Source organism: Streptomyces sp. NPDC022552, assembly GCF_055561875.1.
Genome location: NZ_JBVHGJ010000005.1, coordinates 111,498 through 125,631 on the forward strand (window position 1 = coordinate 111,498; position 14,134 = coordinate 125,631).

General features: G+C 71.5%; 14 protein-coding genes. 10 read left to right on the forward strand and 4 right to left on the reverse strand.

What is annotated here, in order from left to right:
* Window positions 1-1,218, forward strand: a complete 1,218-nt coding sequence (locus ACZ3OF_RS16060) for an RNA polymerase sigma factor (protein ID WP_361670514.1) — start codon at window positions 1-3, stop codon at window positions 1,216-1,218.
* 65 nt (window positions 1,219-1,283) lie between these two features.
* Here ACZ3OF_RS16060 and wrbA read toward each other — a convergent pair whose 3' ends face one another.
* Window positions 1,284-1,892: an NAD(P)H:quinone oxidoreductase gene (gene wrbA / locus ACZ3OF_RS16065; protein ID WP_467305093.1), complete on the reverse strand. Its 609-nt coding sequence runs from the start codon at window positions 1,890-1,892 to the stop codon at window positions 1,284-1,286.
* Between the two features lie 174 nt (window positions 1,893-2,066).
* Here wrbA and ACZ3OF_RS16070 point away from each other — a divergent pair, with 174 nt between their 5' ends.
* Window positions 2,067-2,900, forward strand: a complete 834-nt coding sequence (locus tag ACZ3OF_RS16070; RefSeq protein ID WP_467305095.1) for a TetR/AcrR family transcriptional regulator — start codon at window positions 2,067-2,069, stop codon at window positions 2,898-2,900.
* On the opposite strand, the gene ACZ3OF_RS16075 is transcribed toward ACZ3OF_RS16070, so the two are convergent.
* The gene (locus tag ACZ3OF_RS16075; protein ID WP_361670506.1) at window positions 2,860-3,660 is read right to left on the reverse strand and encodes a TetR/AcrR family transcriptional regulator; all 801 of its coding nucleotides are present in this window, start codon (window positions 3,658-3,660) and stop codon (window positions 2,860-2,862) included. The two genes, ACZ3OF_RS16070 and ACZ3OF_RS16075, sit on opposite strands and share 41 nt — an antisense overlap.
* Before the next feature lie 110 nt (window positions 3,661-3,770).
* Here ACZ3OF_RS16075 and ACZ3OF_RS16080 point away from each other — a divergent pair, with 110 nt between their 5' ends.
* The 5 genes from ACZ3OF_RS16080 to ACZ3OF_RS16100 all read left to right on the forward strand — a co-directional run bounded on the left by ACZ3OF_RS16080 (window position 3,771) and on the right by ACZ3OF_RS16100 (window position 10,346).
* Complete coding sequence (locus ACZ3OF_RS16080; protein WP_361435651.1) at window positions 3,771-6,041, forward strand: excinuclease ABC subunit UvrA; 2,271 nt, start codon at window positions 3,771-3,773, stop codon at window positions 6,039-6,041.
* A gap of 120 nt (window positions 6,042-6,161) precedes the next feature.
* On the forward strand, window positions 6,162-6,722 hold the full coding sequence (locus tag ACZ3OF_RS16085) for an RBBP9/YdeN family alpha/beta hydrolase (RefSeq protein WP_361670501.1): 561 nt from the start codon (window positions 6,162-6,164) through the stop codon (window positions 6,720-6,722).
* 98 nt (window positions 6,723-6,820) lie between these two features.
* Entirely contained in the window at window positions 6,821-7,966 is a 1,146-nt protein-coding gene (locus ACZ3OF_RS16090) for a hypothetical protein (protein ID WP_361670498.1), read from the forward strand.
* Between the two features lie 99 nt (window positions 7,967-8,065).
* A complete protein-coding gene (locus ACZ3OF_RS16095) occupies window positions 8,066-8,668 on the forward strand; it encodes an HhH-GPD-type base excision DNA repair protein (RefSeq protein WP_361670496.1) in 603 nt (200 codons plus the stop codon).
* Window positions 8,669-8,783: 115 nt separating this feature from the next.
* Window positions 8,784-10,346, forward strand: a complete 1,563-nt coding sequence (locus tag ACZ3OF_RS16100) for a M28 family metallopeptidase (RefSeq protein WP_361670493.1) — start codon at window positions 8,784-8,786, stop codon at window positions 10,344-10,346.
* A 21-nt stretch (window positions 10,347-10,367) separates the two neighbouring features.
* Here ACZ3OF_RS16100 and ACZ3OF_RS16105 read toward each other — a convergent pair whose 3' ends face one another.
* On the reverse strand, window positions 10,368-11,939 hold the full coding sequence (locus tag ACZ3OF_RS16105; protein ID WP_467305100.1) for a helicase HerA-like domain-containing protein: 1,572 nt from the start codon (window positions 11,937-11,939) through the stop codon (window positions 10,368-10,370).
* 97 nt (window positions 11,940-12,036) lie between these two features.
* Between ACZ3OF_RS16105 and ACZ3OF_RS16110 the strand changes: the two genes are divergently transcribed.
* Both ACZ3OF_RS16110 and ACZ3OF_RS16115 read left to right on the forward strand, forming a co-directional pair.
* On the forward strand, window positions 12,037-12,333 hold the full coding sequence (locus ACZ3OF_RS16110; protein WP_260230859.1) for a type II toxin-antitoxin system VapB family antitoxin: 297 nt from the start codon (window positions 12,037-12,039) through the stop codon (window positions 12,331-12,333).
* Between the two features lie 166 nt (window positions 12,334-12,499).
* Window positions 12,500-13,132: a LytR C-terminal domain-containing protein gene (locus ACZ3OF_RS16115; protein ID WP_361670489.1), complete on the forward strand. Its 633-nt coding sequence runs from the start codon at window positions 12,500-12,502 to the stop codon at window positions 13,130-13,132.
* An 18-nt stretch (window positions 13,133-13,150) separates the two neighbouring features.
* On the opposite strand, the gene upp is transcribed toward ACZ3OF_RS16115, so the two are convergent.
* Complete coding sequence (gene upp / locus ACZ3OF_RS16120; RefSeq protein ID WP_361435637.1) at window positions 13,151-13,786, reverse strand: uracil phosphoribosyltransferase; 636 nt, start codon at window positions 13,784-13,786, stop codon at window positions 13,151-13,153.
* Between the two features lie 86 nt (window positions 13,787-13,872).
* On the opposite strand from upp, the gene ACZ3OF_RS16125 reads away from it, so the two are divergent.
* Window positions 13,873-14,085 (forward strand): hypothetical protein, encoded by a 213-nt coding sequence (locus ACZ3OF_RS16125; protein ID WP_361670486.1) that lies wholly within the window; start codon window positions 13,873-13,875, stop codon window positions 14,083-14,085.
* Window positions 14,086-14,134: the final 49 nt, after the last annotated feature.

Sequence of the window (14,134 nt, forward strand, 5' to 3'; positions counted from 1 at the left end):
GTGGACAGGGAGGAGACCGTCGAGGACCTGCTGCGCCGGCACGCGCCGCAGGTCCTCGGCGCGCTCGTACGCCGGTACGGGCACTTCGACGCCGCCGAGGACGCCGTGCAGGAGGCCCTGCTGGCCGCGGCCCGGCAGTGGCCCGAGTCGGGGACACCGGCGAATCCGCGCGGCTGGCTCATCCGCGTCGCGTCGCGGCGGCTCACGGACCAGCTGCGGGCGGACGAGGCGAGGGCCCGGCGGGAGGAGACCGCGGCGCGCCTGGAACCCCGCGAGACCCGGGCGGCGCCGTCCGACGACGACACCCTGACGCTGCTCTTCCTCTGCTGCGACCCGGCGCTCGCGCCGGCCGCCCGGGTCGCGCTGACGCTGCGCGCGGTCGGCGGCCTGACCACGGCGGAGATCGCGCGGGCCCATCTCGTACCGGAGGCGACGATCGCGCAGCGGATCAGCCGGGCGAAGGCGAGGCTGCGCGACCACCCCTTCCATCCGCCCGGCCCCGACGACCGGGACGCGCGCCTGGCCACGGTGCTCCAGGTGCTGTACCTGATCTTCAACGAGGGCTACACCGCCACCTCCGGCGCGGCCCTCCACCGGGCCGACCTGGCTCAGGAGGCGATCCGGCTGACCCGGGCCGTCCGCAGGCTGCTCCCCCGCGAGGCCACGGTGACCGGGCTCCTCGCCCTGATGCTGCTCACGGAGGCCCGCAGCGCCGCCCGCACCGGCCCGCACGGCGAGCTGATCCCGCTCGACGAGCAGGAACGCACCCGCTGGGACCGGGCCGCGATCGCCGAGGGCACGGCGCTGGTGGAGGAGGCCCTGACCGAGGGCCCGCCGGGGCCGTACCAGCTCCAGGCGGCGATCTCCGCGCTCCACGACGAGGCGCGCGCGCCCGAGGACACGGACTGGCCGCAGATCCTCGCGCTGTACGACGTCCTGGTCGCCGACTGGCCCGACCCGATGGCGGAACTCGGCCGCGTGGTCGCCGTCGCGATGGCGCGCGGCCCGGAGGCGGGCCTCACCGAACTGACCGCCCTGGAACCCCGCCTGAAGGACCACCACCGCCTCTGGGCGGTCCGCGCCCACCTCCTGGAACGCACCGGCGCGCCCGAAGCCGCCCGCGCCGCCTACGAGGAGGCGGCCCGCCTCACCCTCAGCCTCCCGGAACGCCACTACCTCAATACGAAGGCCGCCCGCCTGGGCCCCGACCCGACCTGAACGCGGGCGTGCCCCAGGGGTGGGGTCCCCGGGGGGCACGTGTGCGTGGTGCGGTCGGACGGCGGTCAGTCCGTCGCCAGGCCCTTCAGGCGCTTGGCGATCTTCGTGAGGCGGGCGCCCTGGTAGCGGGCGGCCTGGAGGGTGTTCTCGTCCGGGGCGCCGTTCGCGGCGGGGTGCGAGGTGCCGTAGGGGTTGCCGCCCGCGGCGTAGACGGACGCGTCCGTGTAGCCGGGGGAGACGATGACCGAGCCCCAGTGGTGGAAGGTGTTGTAGAGCGCCAGCAGCGTCAACTCGTTGCCGCCGTGCACGTTGTGGGCGCTGGTGAAGGCGGTCGCGGGCTTGTCCACGAAGGCGCCGCTCGACCACAGGCCGCCGGTCGTGTCGATGAACTGCTTCAGCTGTGCGGCGATGTTGCCGTACCGCGTCGGCGAACCCAGTGCGTACGCGTCGGCCCACTCCAGGTCGTCGAGCGTGGCGATCTCCACATCACCGGTGGCGTCCACATGCGCGCGCCACGCCGGGTTGCCGTCGATGGCGGCGTCGGGGGCGAGCTCGGTCACGCGCCGCAGCCGGACCTCCGCGCCGGCCTTCTCGGCACCTTCGGCGACGGCCTGGGCGAGCTGGTGCACGCTGCCGGTGGACGAGTAGTAGATGACAGCGACCTTGACGGACATGACGTACCCCTTAACCGGATTCACTTCCGCTTCAACTGCTCTCCGAGCGTAAACGGATAGTCATCCACTTTGCAAGGAGAACCCCGCGAGAACCGGATAGCGCTCCGTTATGCTCGGGGCAAGGGCGGCCGACCGAAAGGGATCGATCGGAGCGACTGGCAGGTGGAGGCGGAGATGGTGAGCGCGAAGGACCCCCGGGCGACCGACGCCCACGACGCCGGTGCCGCACCGGTGAACCCGGCGCCCCGGAGGTCCGGGGCGACCCCGGAGACCCCCTCGCCGCAGAAGACCCGGGCGACCCCGGAGACCCCGGCATCCCCGGAGACCCCCACGCCTCCGACGGCCGAGGCGAGGTCCGCGTCCGCGGTCGGCGCCGGGGCCCGGCCCCTCGTCGCCATACCCCCCGCCCTCACCCTGCTTCCCGGCGCCGGGGGGCCGGGCGTGCCCGAGCGGGCCGATGCCGCGCGGAACCGGCGCAAGATCCTCGACGCCGCCGCCCGGATCGTCGCCGAGGTGGGGCCCGAGGCCGTCACCATGAACCAGGTCGCCCACGCCAGCGGCATCGGCGTCGGCACCGTCTACCGCCGCTTCGGCGATGTCGCCACGCTCCTGTGGGCGCTCCTCGACGACCGGGAGCGCCAGTTCCAGGAGGCGTACATGAGCGGCCCGGCGCCGCTCGGCCCCGGCGCCCCCGACGACGAGCGGCTGCACGCCTTCTTCGACGCCCTCGTCGACCGGGTCATCGAGCAGCGCGAGCTCCTGCTCGCCGCCCAGGCCGCCGCCCCCAGCGCGACCTTCACCAGCGGCGCGTACCTCGCCATGCACACCCACGTCACGATGCTGCTCACCCGGCTCCGGCCCCAGGCCCAGGCCCAGCCCGCACTCCTCGCGCATCTGCTGCTCGCCCCGTTCTCGCCGAGCCTGATGCACCACCTCACCGTCGAGCGCGCGCTCTCCGCCGAGGAGCTCAAGGCCGGGGTGGACGAGCTGCTGAACCTGGGGGGATGAGCGCCGCGAGCCCGTCGAGGACGCGCGCCAGACCGAAGGCGTAGGCGTGCTCGGGGCTGTACATGCCCTGGTACGCGACGGCCGCCGCCTCCCCCACCCGCGACGCCAGCGGGAACCGTTCCGCGTCGAACATCCGGGCCAGCAGCGGCGCGTGGGCGTCCCACCACTCGTGGTCGGACATCGCGCTCTCCCGGTCCACGGCCCGCGCGTCCAGCTCCGTACGGGCGGCGGACTGCACGAACCCGAGCAGGTGCGTCAGCGCCGAGTCCATGGCCACGTCGTCGAGCCCGAGCCCCTCGAAGGCGCCGAGTTCGTGCTCGTACTTCGTCATCACCCCCGGGCCGAGCGGCGGCCGGTGGACCCGCAGCTCCGCCAGCCAGGGGTGGCCCAGATACAGGGCGCGGTTCTCGTCGGCGACCGACGTCACCCGCTCCCGCCAGGACTCCTCCGGTACGAAGGGGGCCCGGGGCATCCGCTGGAAGACCAGGTCCAGCATCAGGTCGAGCAGCTCGGCCTTGCCGGGGACGTACGTGTAGAGCGTCATCGGCGTCACGCCGAGGCGCTGCGCGACCGCGCGCATGGTGAGCGCGTCCAGGCCGCCCTCGTCGGCCAGACCGATCGCCGCCTCCACGACCGCGTCGACGGTCAGCCCCTGCCGAGGGCCGCGCCGGCCCTCCGGGAGCGGCGTGGCACCGTCCCGCCACAGCAGTTCGAGGGTCCGCGCCGGATCCCCCGCGCCGCTGCTCCGCTCCTTCGCCATGTCATCCATTCTCGACCCGTCGTCGCAGGTCAAACCATATTTCCATTACTTTGTACGCTGTATAGAGTAACGTGGCTCCGGTACTGGGACCACCATCGGAGGGCGCAGCCATGACCACCCCCGCCGCAGCGGACAACCACCACGTCATCCAGGTCCGCGGGGCCCGCGAGAACAACCTCAGGAACGTCGACGTCGACCTCCCCAAGCGCCGTCTCACCGTCTTCACCGGCGTCTCCGGCTCCGGCAAGTCCTCGCTCGTCTTCGGCACCATCGCCGCCGAGTCGCAGCGCCTGATCAACGAGACCTACAGCGCCTTCCTCCAGTCCTTCATGCCGGCCCTCGGCCGGCCGGACGTGGACGGACTGCACAACCTCAGCGCCGCGATCGTCGTCGACCAGGAGCGGATGGGCGCCAACTCCCGCTCCACGGTCGGCACGGCGACCGACGCGTACACGATGCTGCGGATCGTCTTCAGCCGCCTCGGCACCCCGCACGTCGGCACCTCGGGCGCCTTCAGCTTCAACCTCCCCGAGGGCATGTGCCCCCGCTGCGAGGGCGTCGGCCAGATCTCCGACATCGACGTCGACGAGCTCGTCGACCGGACCAAGTCCCTCAACGAGGGCGCCATCACCGTTCCCGGGTACGCCGTCGACTCCTGGATGTGGCAGGTCATGGCCCACTCCGGCTTCTACGACCCCGACAAGAAGCTGGCGGACTTCACCGAGCAGGAGTGGGAGGACTTCCTCCACAAGCCGTCCTGCAAGGTGAAGGTCGGCAGCAACAACTTCACCTACGAGGGCTTGGTGGTGAAGCTCCAGCGGACCGTCCTCGTCAAGGACCGGGACGCGATGCAGGCCCACATCCGCGCCTTCGTGGACCGGGCCGTCGTCTTCCGCACCTGCCCCGAGTGCGACGGCACCCGCCTCACCCGGGCCGCGCTGTCCTCCCGCATCGACGGCGTGAACATCGCCGAGTGCTCGGCGATGCAGATCAGCGACCTCGCCGCGTTCGTGCGCCGGATCGAGGACCCTTCCGTCGCGCCGCTCCTCGCCGGTCTGCGCGAACTGCTCGACTCGCTCGTCGAGATCGGGCTCGGCTATCTGAGCCTGGACCGGGCCTCCGGCACGCTCTCGGGCGGCGAGGCCCAGCGCGTGAAGATGGTGCGCCACCTCGGCTCCTCCCTGACCGACGTCACGTACGTCTTCGACGAGCCGACCATCGGACTGCACCCGCACGACATCCGGCGCATGAACGACCTGCTGCTGCGGCTGCGCGACAAGGGCAACACCGTCCTCGTCGTCGAGCACAAGCCGGAGGTCATCGAGATCGCCGACCACGTCGTCGACCTCGGCCCGCGCGCCGGTTCCAACGGCGGCGAGATCTGCTACTCCGGCGACGTGCCGGGCCTGCGTGCCTCCGGGACGCTGACCGGCGAGCACCTCTCCCACCGGGCGAAGCTCCGCCCCGAGGTACGGCCGCGCACGGGCTCGCTCTCCATCACGGGCGCGGACCAGCACAACCTGCGGAACGTGAGCGTCGAGATCCCGACCGGTGTCCTGACCGTCGTCACGGGCGTCGCCGGCTCCGGCAAGTCGTCCCTGATCCACGGGAACCTGCCGGGCCGCGAGGGGGTCGTCGTCGCCGACCAGTCCCCGATCCGCGGCTCGCGCCGCTCGAACCCGGCCACGTACACAGGTCTGCTGAACCCCATCCGTACCGCCTTCGCCAAGGCCAACGGCGTCAAGGCTGCGCTCTTCAGCGCCAATTCGGAGGGCGCCTGCCCGAAGTGCAACGGACTCGGGCTCGTCTACACGGACCTCGCGATGATGGCGGGCGTCGCCTCGGTCTGCGAGGAGTGCGAAGGGAAGCGCTTCACCGCCGAGGTGCTCGCGTACACCCTCGACGGCAAGAACATCCACGAGGTCCTGTCGATGTCGATCGAGGAGGCCTACGACTTCTTCACGGCGAAGGGCCAGGCCCGCACGATCCTCGGCCGCCTGAAGGACGTCGGCCTCGGCTACCTCCGCCTCGGCCAGCCCCTCAACACCCTGTCGGGCGGTGAGCGCCAGCGTCTGAAGCTGGCGATCCACATGGCGGAGAAGGGCGCGACGTACGTCCTCGACGAGCCGACCACCGGCCTCCACCTGGCCGACGTCGACCAGCTCCTGGCCCTCCTGGACCGGCTCGTCGAGGCGGGCAACACGGTCGTGGTCATCGAGCACCACCAGGCGGTCATGGCCCACGCCGACTGGCTGATCGACCTCGGTCCGGGCGCGGGCCACGACGGCGGCCGGATCGTCTTCGAGGGCACGCCGTCCGAGCTGGTCGAGAAGGGCGAGACGCTGACGGCACGCCATCTGCGCGAGTACGTCGGCGCCTGATCCCCGGCCGTGGGTGCGGTCCGGTCCGCCCTCCGCACCCACGGCTCCGCCGCCGGCCGGCCCGTCCGCACACTGAAACGATCTGGACCCGGACCTCGGCCGCGGCGCACCATCACGCCCATGGCGACCTTCCTCCTTCTTCACGGCTTCCAGAACCACCGCCCGCCGGGCCACTGGCACCACTGGCTCGCGGGACAGCTCGCCGAGCGCGGGCACGAGGTGCGCTATCCGCAGCTGCCCGAGCCGGACGCGCCCGTACTGGAGGACTGGGTGGCGGCGCTGCGCGCGCAGCTCCACCCTCCCGCCGAGGGCGAGTTCGTCGTGATCGCGCACAGCCTCTCCGTCCTCCTCTGGCTGCACGCCGCCTCGCCCGACGTCGACCGGGTCCTGCTCGTCGCCCCGCCCTCCCCCGCCGTGACGGCCTCGATCCCGGAGATCGCCGCGTTCGCCGCGGGACTCGACCTCGACTCCGTACGGCTCAAGGCGCCGGCGCGGCTCGTCTACGCCGCGGGGGACCCCTACTGCCCCGAGGGCGCCGACGTCCCCTACGGCACACCGCTCGGCCTCGACATGGACGTGATCCCGGGCGGTGAGCACCTCACCCCGGACTCCGGGTACGGGGAGTGGCCGTCGGTCCTCCGATGGTGCGAGGACCCGGAGACCAGGCTCGGGCCCCGCTAGAACCGGGCAGAGCGCCGGGGCCGCGGCCGTCACCCTCCCGGGCGAACGATCACGGAGTCCGCCCGCCGCCCCGCGCGCACTGCCTAGGGTGGCGAGCCATGAGGTGGCTCAGCCGGGGAACCGCAGTCGAGAACGCCGTCGTCGCCGGGCAGATGCGGAGCTTCTACAGAGGGCTGTCGGCCGAGACCCGCAAGGACCCCCGGCTGGTGGCCCAGGCGTACGGCGAGCACCTCTTCCACCGGCGCCGGCGCAGGCTCGTGGACGAGAAGCGCTTCGCCGCCTCGCGCTTCCACGTCGGCATCGGCGTCGCCTCCGACGACTTCGCCGACCTGACCAAGCGGGCCGTGCTGGTCTCGGACACCCTCCTGCTCTCCCACAACGGGGCGGGGCACCGCCACCACGTCAGGCAGCTCTCGAACCGCGGATCGTTCATCCCCCGGACCGAGGAGGAGGAACGATCCGGAGTCCTGCCCACCGGGACCAGCACCACGGAAGACCTGTACATGCACTGCCCGGACCCGAACCGGCTGGGCCGCTGGCTGCTGCAGACCGAACCGTTGCTGCGCGCGGGCTGCGCCTGGTACCTGCCCACGTACTCGGTGTCCCGTCACACCACTCGCCACGGATACGCGGGGGAGCCGCTCGACCCCACCTACGAGCACCACTCCGACCCGGTCACGGACTCGGACGTGCCGAGCCTGCTCGACTTCGCGGCCACCGGGCGCCGGGTCGTCGCCCAGAGCCACACCCCCGCCGTGCTCAGCCGGCTCGTGATCCCGGTCGTCGAGGAACTGGAACTTCCCTTCGTCGACGGCGTCTCGCTGGAGGAGTTCAGCCGGATCACCGTCGGGGAGTTCGGCTCCTACCAGGCCCATCGCGGATGGTTGCGGATGGAGCTGGCCAACGTCGACAGCGCGCTCGACGCGGAGGGGCAGCAGAAGGAGCTGATGAAGATCGGCCTCCGGATGCAGGACGGGGTCCGGGGCATGCAGGCCCAGATGAACCAGGTCCGCCGCAAGCGGGCCGTCGCCGTGACCGGCGCGGTCGTCGGCACGGTCACCGCCAGCCTGGTCGCCGTCTACGGCCCCGCCCTCCAGTCGGCGCTCACGGCCGTGGTGGGCGGGGCGGCCGGCGGGCTGTGGGGGGCGTTCCAGGCCGGGGCCGACAACAGCCCGCGCACCCTCCGCGAGAACGCCTGGTACTACGTCTGGACGCTCTCGCGCGCGACGAACCGGAACCCCTGACGCGGACGCCCGGGCGGGGCACACACCGGGTGGGCGAGCCCATGACCGGATCGGGTGTCAGGCCGTGCGGCCCGGCCGCTCGGGCGCGATCATCGACGTATGACCACCGAGATCCACCTCGCCCAGCAGCCCGAGGCCGACGAGCTGCTCGGCCGCTCCCCGCTCGCCGCGCTCGTCGGCATGCTGCTCGATCAGCAGGTGCCCATGGAGTGGGCGTTCTCCGGGCCGTACACGATCGCGCAGCGGCTCGGCACGGACGATCTCGACGCGGGGCAGATCGCCGCGTACGACCCCGAGGCGTTCGGCGCGCTGCTCTCCGCGAAGCCCGCCGTGCACCGCTATCCGGGTTCGATGGCCAAGCGGATCCAGCAGCTGTGCCAGTTCCTCGTCGACGAGTACGGCGGTGACGCCGAGGCCGTCTGGGCGGACGCGGAGAGCGGGGCGGAGCTGCTCGCGCGGCTGAAGGCGCTGCCCGGTTTCGGGGTGCAGAAGGCGCAGATCTTCCTGGCCCTCCTCGGCAAGCGGTACGGCGTCCGGCCCACCGGGTGGCGGGAGGCGGCGGGGGCGTACGGCGAGCAGGGCTCGTACCGGTCGGCGGCCGACATCACCGGTCCGGAGTCGCTGGCGAAAGTTCGTGCCTTCAAGCAGGAGGCCAAGGCCGCCGCAAAAGCGGCGAAAGCGCAGAAAGCAGCCGGGAATTGAACGCTCCGGATGTCAATCCTGCTAAATCCGACATGAATTGTGCCGGAGCTGTTCACAGGAGCCATCAGAGATCGCTAACTTCCCCTCAACCTCGTCCTTATCGGGAAGGAACTCTGTGAACGCATCCTCTCGCAGAGCCGCGGCCACTCTGGCCGCAGCCGCACTCGCGACCCCGCTCCTGCTGGCCACCGCCTCCCCCGCCACCGCCATCGCGGACCCCGGGGCCAAGCCCGCCCGGGACGCCGCACAGCTGGCGAAGAAGCTGGTCCGCGAGACGTCCGGGAAGGACGCCTACAAGCACCTGCAGAAGTTCCAGGCGATAGCCGACTCGGCCGGCGGTCACCGCGCGGCCGGCTCGCTCGGGCACGACGCCTCGGCGGCGTACGTGTACCAGCAGCTGAAGAAGGCCGGCTACAACGTCTCGTACCAGAAGTTCGACTTCATCTACACCCAGACGCTGGCCGAGAAGGCCTCCGTCCTCTCCCCCGCGCCGCGTGATCTGGTGATCTCGGCGATGACGTACACGAAGTCGACCCCGGTCGGCGGCATCAAGGCCGACCTCGCGGCCGTCCCGGTCGACGCGGACGGCACGACCGGCTGTGAGCCGGGCGACTTCGCGTCGGGCACCTTCACCGGCAAGATCGCGCTGGTCAAGCGCGGCGGCTGCACCTTCGCCGTCAAGCAGGAGAACGCGGCCGCGGCGGGTGCCGTGGGCGCGATCATCTACAACAACACCGACGGCGCCCTCTCCGGCACCCTCGGCGACCCGGCCGCCGGCAAGATCCCGACGGGCGGCGTCACCCAGGCCGAGGGCGCGAAGCTCGCCGCGGACCTCGCCAATGGCCCGGTGAACGTCTCCTTCGAGATCCGTCAGCTCCAGGAGAAGCGTTCCACCAACAACGTCATCGCGGAGACGAAGGGCGGCAACGCCGCCAACACCGTGATGCTCGGCTCGCACCTGGACTCGGTGACCGCCGGCCCCGGTATCAACGACAACGGCTCCGGCTCCGCCGGTCTGCTCCAGGCCGCCCTGGAGCTCGCCGAGTCGAAGGACAAGGTCCGCAACAAGGTCCGCTTCGCCTGGTGGTCCGCGGAGGAGAACGGGCTGCTCGGCTCCGAGCACTACGTCGCGAACATGAGCGAGCTGGACAAGAAGGAAGTCAAGCTCTACCTCAACTTCGACATGATCGCCTCGCCGAACTACGGCCTGTTCGTCTACGACGGCGACAACTCCGACAACGTCGGCGCGGGCGCCGGTCCCGAGGGCTCCGCCCAACTGGAGCGGGACATCAACGACTTCATGGACAAGCGCGGCCTGCCGCACGAGGGCACCGACTTCACGGGCCGCTCGGACTACGGCCCGTTCATCGAGATCGGCATCCCCTCGGGCGGCACGTTCACCGGCGCCGAGGGCATCAAGACGGCCGCGCAGGCGGCCAAGTTCGGCGGGACGGCGGGTGTCGCGTACGACGTGAACTACCACGCGGCCGGTGACAACCTGTCGAACGTCAACATGAAGGCGTTCGACGCCAACATCGACGTCATCGCCAACGCCGTGGGCACCTACGCCCACGACATCAGCTCCCTGCGGAAGCCGGTCGTCTCCGTCCCGACGGAGGGCGACGCGGGCAGCGGCGGCGGCCTCCACGAGGACCACGGCCACGAGGTCACGGAGTAGTAGCCCGGGCGGCGGAAGCGGCTACCGCTTCCGCCGCGCCGTACCGAAGAGCGACCTCGAGATCTCCCGCCCCAACTGCGTCCCGATCGAGCGGGCCAGCGACTTGAACATGCCGCTGTCCACCACCTGCTCGACGAGCGACTCGTCCTCCTTCGGCGCCCGCGCCGTCGGCTTCGGCCGCGCCGCCTCCCCTTCCGCCGGCGTCGCCCGATCCGCCTGATCCGCCCGATCCGCCTGCTTCGCCTGCTCCGCCGAGAGGCGTTCGTACGCCGACTCCCGGTCCACCGCCTCCGCGTACCGCCCCCACAGCGGCGACCCCTCGACCGCCGCCTCCAGCGCGTCCGCCGCGATCGGACCCATCAGGGACTCCGGCGCCCGCAGCCGCGTCGCCGCCACCGGCGTCGGCGCGCCCGTCTCGCTCAGCACGGTGATCACCGCCTCGCCCGTACCGAGACCCGTCAGGACCTCCTCCAGGTCGTACGCCGAGTTCGGGAACGTCCGCACGGTGGCCTTGAGCGCTTTCGCGTCGTCCGGGGTGAAGGCCCGCAGCGCGTGCTGCACCCGGTTCCCCAACTGAGCGAGCACGTCGCCCGGAACGTCCTTCGGGGTCTGCGTCACGAAGAAGACCCCGACGCCCTTCGAGCGGATCAGCCGCACGGTCCGGGTGATCGACTCCAGGAACGCCTTCGACGCCCCCTTGAACAGCAGATGCGCCTCGTCGAAGAAGAACACCAGCTTCGGTTTCTCCAGGTCGCCGACCTCCGGCAGGTCCCCGTACAGGTCCGCCAGCATCCACATCAGGAACGTCGAGAACAGCTGCGGCTTGTCCTGCACCGCCGGCAGCTCCAGTACGGACACCGTCCCGCGCCCGTCCGCCGCCACCCGCAGGAACTCGCCCGTGTCGAACTCCGGCTCCCCGAAGAACCCGCCCGCCCCCTGCTGCTCGAACGCCGTGATCGACCGCAGGATCACCCCGGCGGTCACCGTCGAGAGCCCGCCGATCCCCTTCAGCTCCGGCTTCCCCACGTCCGACACGAGGAAGGCCACCACCGCCCGCAGGTCCTTGAGATCCACCAGCTCCAGACCTTTCTGGTCCGCGTAGTGGAAGATCAGCCCGAGCGACTGCTCCTGCGTCTGGTTCAGCTGGAGCACCTTCGACAGCAGGACGGGCCCGAAGCTCGTCACCGTGGCCCGTACGGGAATCCCCTGACCGACTCCCCCGAGCCCGTAGAACTCGCACGGGAAGCCCGTCGCCTTCCACTCCTGACCCACCTGCGCCGCCCGCTCCCTGACCCTCTCGCCGTCCGCGCCCGGCGCCGAGATCCCCGACACGTCGCCCTTGATGTCGGCGAGGAAGACCGGCACCCCGTTCGCGGACAGTTGCTCGGCGACGAGCTGCAGGGTCTTCGTCTTTCCGGTGCCGGTCGCGCCGGCGACCAGACCGTGCCGGTTGAGCATCGGCAGCGGGATGCGGATACGCGCGTCCGGGTGACATTCGCCGTCCCACAGCAGCGCGCCCAGCTCCAGGGCCGGTCCGGAGAAGGCGTACCCCGCCGCGATCCCGGCGACCGGAGACTGCTCGCTCACGCTCATGACGGAACCCCTAGTCCGGATTCGTGACGGTTTGCCCCAGCATCGCACCGGCTCCGCGTGGCTGCGCCGGGAGCCGCTTGCCCGGTAGGCTTTCCGTGTGATCTTCAAGCGCATCGGACAAGGCCGGCCGTATCCCGACCACGGCCGGGAAAGCACCCGGCAGTGGGCGGACGTCGCCCCGCGCCCGGTCCGCCTCGACCAGCTGGTCACCACGAAGGGCCAGCTGGACCTGGAGACGCTGCTCGCGGAGGACTCCACCTTCTACGGCGACCTCTTCGCGCACGTCGTGAAGTGGCGGGGCGATCTCTACCTCGAGGACGGGCTGCACCGCGCGGTGCGCGCGGCGCTCCAGCAGCGGCAGGTCCTGCACGCCCGCGTCCTGGAGATGGACTAGCGCCACGCCCGGGTCCCGGAGTTGCCGCGGAGCCACGCCCGCGTGCCGGAGACGACTCCGCGCCGACACGCCGATCTGACCCTTTCGGGGGCTCCGCCCGGCCATCCGGACGCGATCACATGATCGTCAAGTATCCAATGCCGACGGACGGCATTACGCTGCGTCCATGAGCATGCTCACTCCCCCCGGAATGGGCGGAAAATACCGCATCACGGGCGACAAGTACCCCCGTATGCGCCGCCCCCGGCACCGTCGCAGGATCGTCCTCGCGGCCGCGGCCGCCGTGGTCGTGCTCGGCGCGGCCGGGTGGGGGACCGTGCAGCTCGTCGACGTGTTCTCCGGCGGCGACGAGGACACGAAGACGACGGCCGGTCACCGCACCGACTGCAAGCCCGTCCCCAAGGCGACGACAGCACCCGGCGCCACGCTGCCCAAGCCCGCTCAGATCACGGTGAACGTCTACAACGCGACCCCGCGCAGCGGCCTCGCGAAGTCGACCGCCGACGAGCTCAAGAAGCGCGGCTTCGTCATCGGCAAGATCGGCAACGCCCCCGCCGCGTACGACAAGAAGGTCGCCGGCGCCGGGATGCTGCTCGGCGCCCCCGGGGCCACCAAGGGCGCTTTCCCGGTCCTCGGCACCCAGCTGAAGGGCGTCACGACGAAGACGGACACGCGCGCGACGGCGGACGTGGACCTGATCATCGGGACGGCCTTCAAGAACCTGGACCCGAAAGCGACGGCGGACGCCGCCCTGGTCGCTCTGAACAAGCCCAAGGCCGCGCCCGCCGCGAAGTGCTGAAGGTCCGCCGCTGACCGACTAGTCGGCCGTGCCGTACATGCGGTCACCCGCGTCGCCCAGGCCCGGGACGATGTAGCCGTGCTCGTTCAGGCGCTCGTCGACCGAGGCCGTCACGACGGTCACCGGCGTGCCCGCCAGCTCGCGCTCCATGATCTCGACGCCCTCGGGGGCGGCGAGCAGCACGACCGCGGTGACATCGTCCGCACCGCGCTTGATCAGCTCCCTGATCGCCGCGACGAGCGTGCCACCGGTGGCCAGCATCGGGTCCAGGACGTACACCTGGCGGCCCGAGAGGTCCTCCGGCATCCGCGTCGCGTAGGTCGACGCCTCCAGCGTCTCCTCGTTGCGGATCATGCCGAGGAAGCCCACCTCGGCGGTCGGGAGCAGCCGGACCATGCCGTCGAGCATGCCGAGGCCGGCGCGGAGGATCGGGACCACCAGCGGCCGCGGGTACGACAGCTTCACACCGGTCGTCGGCGTGACGGGGGTCTCGATGTCGACCTGCTCGGTCCGCACGTCCCTGGTGGCCTCGTAGGCGAGCAGGGTGACCAGCTCGTCGGCGAGCCGGCGGAAGGTCGGGGAGTCGGTGCGCTTGTCGCGCAGCGTGGTGAGCTTGTGGGCGACCAGCGGGTGATCGACGACGTGGAGACGCATGGTCACACAGTAGCCCGCACTGGCATCAACCCATGCCCTGGAGGGAAGGTGGGGGCACAGGACCCAGTCGTGGGGTGGTGTGGCCCATGCCCGACCCGGCAGACCCGGCACAGCCGCAGGACGCCAGGAACCACGGCGGCGAGAAGCCGCCCGAGACGGACGCGGAGCGCCGCAGGCGCCGCGCCCAGTTCCTGCGTGAACTGCACGAGGCGAAGGCGCTCCGCGACCGCGTGCAGCCCCGGCGCGCGCGGGCGGCCAGGATGCGCCAGCAGATGCGGATGAGGACCTTTCGCTGGTGAGGGCCACGGCGCCGGGCCGGCGTCGTGCGCCGCCCGTGCGCCGGGGCCG

Coding starts and splice junctions, on each gene's coding strand:
- upp (WP_361435637.1), bottom strand. CDS start 13,786: ATGCGTCTCCACGTCGTCGATCACCCGCTGGTCGCCCACAAGCTCACC.
- ACZ3OF_RS16070 (WP_467305095.1), top strand. CDS start 2,067: ATGGTGAGCGCGAAGGACCCCCGGGCGACCGACGCCCACGACGCCGGT.
- ACZ3OF_RS16075 (WP_361670506.1), bottom strand. CDS start 3,660: ATGGCGAAGGAGCGGAGCAGCGGCGCGGGGGATCCGGCGCGGACCCTC.
- ACZ3OF_RS16105 (WP_467305100.1), bottom strand. CDS start 11,939: ATGAGCGTGAGCGAGCAGTCTCCGGTCGCCGGGATCGCGGCGGGGTAC.
- ACZ3OF_RS16095 (WP_361670496.1), top strand. CDS start 8,066: ATGACCACCGAGATCCACCTCGCCCAGCAGCCCGAGGCCGACGAGCTG.
- ACZ3OF_RS16115 (WP_361670489.1), top strand. CDS start 12,500: ATGAGCATGCTCACTCCCCCCGGAATGGGCGGAAAATACCGCATCACG.
- ACZ3OF_RS16085 (WP_361670501.1), top strand. CDS start 6,162: ATGGCGACCTTCCTCCTTCTTCACGGCTTCCAGAACCACCGCCCGCCG.
- ACZ3OF_RS16080 (WP_361435651.1), top strand. CDS start 3,771: ATGACCACCCCCGCCGCAGCGGACAACCACCACGTCATCCAGGTCCGC.
- ACZ3OF_RS16125 (WP_361670486.1), top strand. CDS start 13,873: ATGCCCGACCCGGCAGACCCGGCACAGCCGCAGGACGCCAGGAACCAC.
- wrbA (WP_467305093.1), bottom strand. CDS start 1,892: ATGTCCGTCAAGGTCGCTGTCATCTACTACTCGTCCACCGGCAGCGTG.
- ACZ3OF_RS16090 (WP_361670498.1), top strand. CDS start 6,821: ATGAGGTGGCTCAGCCGGGGAACCGCAGTCGAGAACGCCGTCGTCGCC.